Source organism: Campylobacter sp. RM9333 (assembly GCF_020137705.1).
GTDB lineage: Bacteria > Campylobacterota > Campylobacteria > Campylobacterales > Campylobacteraceae > Campylobacter_E.
In genome coordinates this window covers 1-2,996 of the sequence record NZ_JACGAY010000038.1, presented here as the reverse complement: position 1 = coordinate 2,996, position 2,996 = coordinate 1, and the positions used below count along the sequence as shown (strand labels likewise).

3 protein-coding genes are annotated in these 2,996 nt (G+C 30.8%); all 3 read left to right on the top strand.

All coding sequences use genetic code 11. The annotated features are described in order from the left end of the window. On the top strand, positions 1-1,608 hold a 1,608-nt coding region (locus AVBRAN9333_RS09325), incomplete at its 5' end, for a molybdopterin-dependent oxidoreductase (RefSeq protein ID WP_336609900.1). Beyond that, entirely contained in the window at positions 1,506-2,234 is a 729-nt protein-coding gene (locus tag AVBRAN9333_RS09320) for a molybdopterin dinucleotide binding domain-containing protein (protein ID WP_336609899.1), read from the top strand. The genes AVBRAN9333_RS09325 and AVBRAN9333_RS09320, both read left to right, overlap by 103 nt. Before the next feature lie 107 nt (positions 2,235-2,341). Next, positions 2,342-2,890, top strand: a complete 549-nt coding sequence (locus tag AVBRAN9333_RS09315; protein ID WP_239803609.1) for a hypothetical protein — start codon at positions 2,342-2,344, stop codon at positions 2,888-2,890. Positions 2,891-2,996: the final 106 nt, after the last annotated feature.

Below are 2,996 nucleotides of genomic sequence, written 5' to 3'. Positions count from 1 at the left end.
GATAGAATTAAAAACCCAAGTGTTAGAAAAAGTGTTTTAGAAAAAGGATTTGAAAAAGCTCCTAAAAACTTAAGGGGTAAAGAAGAATTTGTTGAGATTACTTGGGAAAAAGCTTATGAATTAGTAGCTAATGAGCTTAAAAGAGTTTATGAAAAATATGGCTCTAATGCAGTTTTTGGCGGTAGTTATGGTTGGTATTGTGTTGGAAATATAAATAACCCACAAAGCTTACTTGGTAGAATGTTAGCAATTGCTGGTGGATATACCACAAGCACTCTTACATACTCAACTCATTGTATTCGTGCAATTACTCCTTATGTTAGTGGTGTTGATGAATCAAATGCTAAACAAACTTCTTGGGAAAATATATTAGAACATTCAAAAGTAGTTGTTTTATGGTCAGTTGATATAGCAAATACCAACCAAATAGGCTGGGGAGTTCCTATGCATGAAACTTATAGCTATTTAAAACAACTAAAAAAATTAAAAGATGAAGGTAAAATTAGAGTTATAAATATAGACCCTGTGGTAAATCATACAGCAAGATTTTTAGGTGCAGAACAAGTATTTATTAATCCTACAACCGATGTTGCCTTAGTAGAAGCAATGTGTTATCATCTAATTAAAAACAATCTTCACGATGAAAAATTCCTTAAAAAATACACGGTAGGATTTGCTAAATTAAAAGAAAGATTATTTGATGAGAATAATCCAAAAACTCCTGAATTAGCAGAAAAAATCACAGGTATAAAAGCAGAAAAAATAAAAGAATTAGCAGAACTTATGGCTAAAAATAGAACTATGATTATGGCAGGTTGGGGTTTCCAAAGAGCTCATCACGGAGAACAAGCTCACTGGGCTATGATAACTCTTGCATCTGTTTTAGGACAAATTGGACTTGATGGTGGTGGATATGGGTTTGCATATCATTATGCAGGTGGGTTACCAATTCCAGGCTCTCTAACTTTAAATGGTGCTGGAAGTGGAGCTACATTTGACACGAGCAAGGATTTTGCTGGATTTCCAGGAATTGGTGGTATAAGTGTTAGTCCATCAACTAAAGGAGAATGGAGCAATAGAGAAAACGAAGTAATTCCTGTTTCAAGAATAGTAGATATGCTTGAAAATCCTGGCAAAGAATATGATTTTAATGGAAAGAAAAAAGTATTTCCTAATATAAAATGTATCTATTGGGCTGGTGGTAATCCAATGCACCATCATCAAGATAGAAATAGACAATTAAAAGCATTTGCTAAGGTTGATAGTTTTATAGTTCAAGATTGTTTTTGGACTGCTAGTGCAAGATATGCTGATTTAGTTCTACCGGCTACTACTGAAATAGAAAGAAATGATATAACTAAATCTACAGATAATAGATACTTATTTGCAATTAAACAAGCCATACAACCACTTTACAATGCGAAAAATGACTATGATATTTGTTGTGGTATATTAAAGCATTTTGGAGATAACGCATTAAATGCCTTTACAGAAGGTCGCGATAGATGGGTTGGGTGCAATATTTTTATAATGAAGCTCGCGATAAAGCAAGTGCTACAGGCCTATCAATGCCAACCTTTGATGAGTTCTGGGCTAAAGGCTATGTAGAATTTAAAGCTCCTGAAGAAGCTAAGAATTTCGTAAAAATGAAAGATTTTAGAGATGACCCAATTACTAATAGATTAGGAACTCCAAGTGGTAAGATAGAAATATTTTCTAAAAAGATTGATAAGTTTGGCTATGATGATTGCAAAGGCTTAGTTCAATTTTATGAACCAGCTGAATATTTAGGCAATGCTAAAAAATATAAATTAAATCTAATCACTCCACATCCAAAGTATAGATTACACTCACAACTTAATAATACTTTTTTAAGAGATTTTGAAGAAGTAGAAGGAAAAGAAAGCTTATGGATGAATCCAATTGATGCAAAAGCTCGTGGTATTAAAAATGGAGATATAGTTCGTATATTTAATGATAGAGGGGAAATACTAGGTGGTGTTTTAGTAACTGAATATGTTAAACCTGGTGTAATTAGAATGCAAGAAGGCTCTTGGTATAATCCTAATAAAAAAGGCTTATGCTTACACGGAGATGTGAATGTGCTTATAGCTGATATTCCAAGTAGCAAACTTGCTTGTGGTAATCAAGCAACTGCTTTAGTAGAAATAGAAAAATATACTAAAGAAATTCCAGCACTTGATTTATTTAGACAACCAAAGTTTAAAGCATAAATTAAATAAAGCCTAAAAGTATATTTTAGGCTTTAAAAATACTTATTAAGATAAGTAATAAAAACAAATAATAATAAGTATAAAAACATTTATAAGGATAATAAAAAATGAAAAAACTAATATTATTAAGTTTAATTACAAGCTCATTATTAGCTAATAATTATGCTTTAGAAAACACTCCTTTAAGTATTAATAATAAAACAATAGGAACAATTATTATAGGAACTAAGTTTGATATAGTTAAAAATGATAATAATAAAAGTGAGATAAAACTTACAGGCTATCGTCCTAAAGGTGGAAAAGCTATTTATGATACTTTAGGTGTCTTATCAAATAGCGTAAATCTTGATGATGCTAATGCTGTTAAAGTAATAGGAACTAAAGTAGATGATTATGATAATACTTGGGAAGTAGTAGAGATAGTAGCTAGTGTTGATAATACTAAGATTACAAATAAAGATATTATAGAAGATGGTAAGGCATTATTTGAAGAAAGATGTGGTATATGCCATGCTTTACATGCTTATGATGAGTTTAGTAAAAATGTATGGCCAAGCACAATTAAATCTATGCAAGATAATGCAAGTTTAGATGAGAATGAATACTATCAAGTAGTAAAATACTTACAAAGAGTAGCTCCTGGTGATGATGAGTAAGTATGCTTTAAAAGTGTAAGTAAATACTAAAAAAGATTAAGGAATTTAAAAGTTTGTTTTTAAATTCCTTTTGAGTGTTTTTTAAATATCTTAGTGGTTTATTGGG

What these genes read in the sequence shown, in the direction of transcription:
- AVBRAN9333_RS09320 (WP_336609899.1), top strand. Translation starts at nt 1,506, where the DNA reads ATGGGTTGGGTGCAATATTTTTATAATGAAGCTCGCGATAAAGCAAGT.
- AVBRAN9333_RS09315 (WP_239803609.1), top strand. Translation starts at nt 2,342, where the DNA reads ATGAAAAAACTAATATTATTAAGTTTAATTACAAGCTCATTATTAGCT.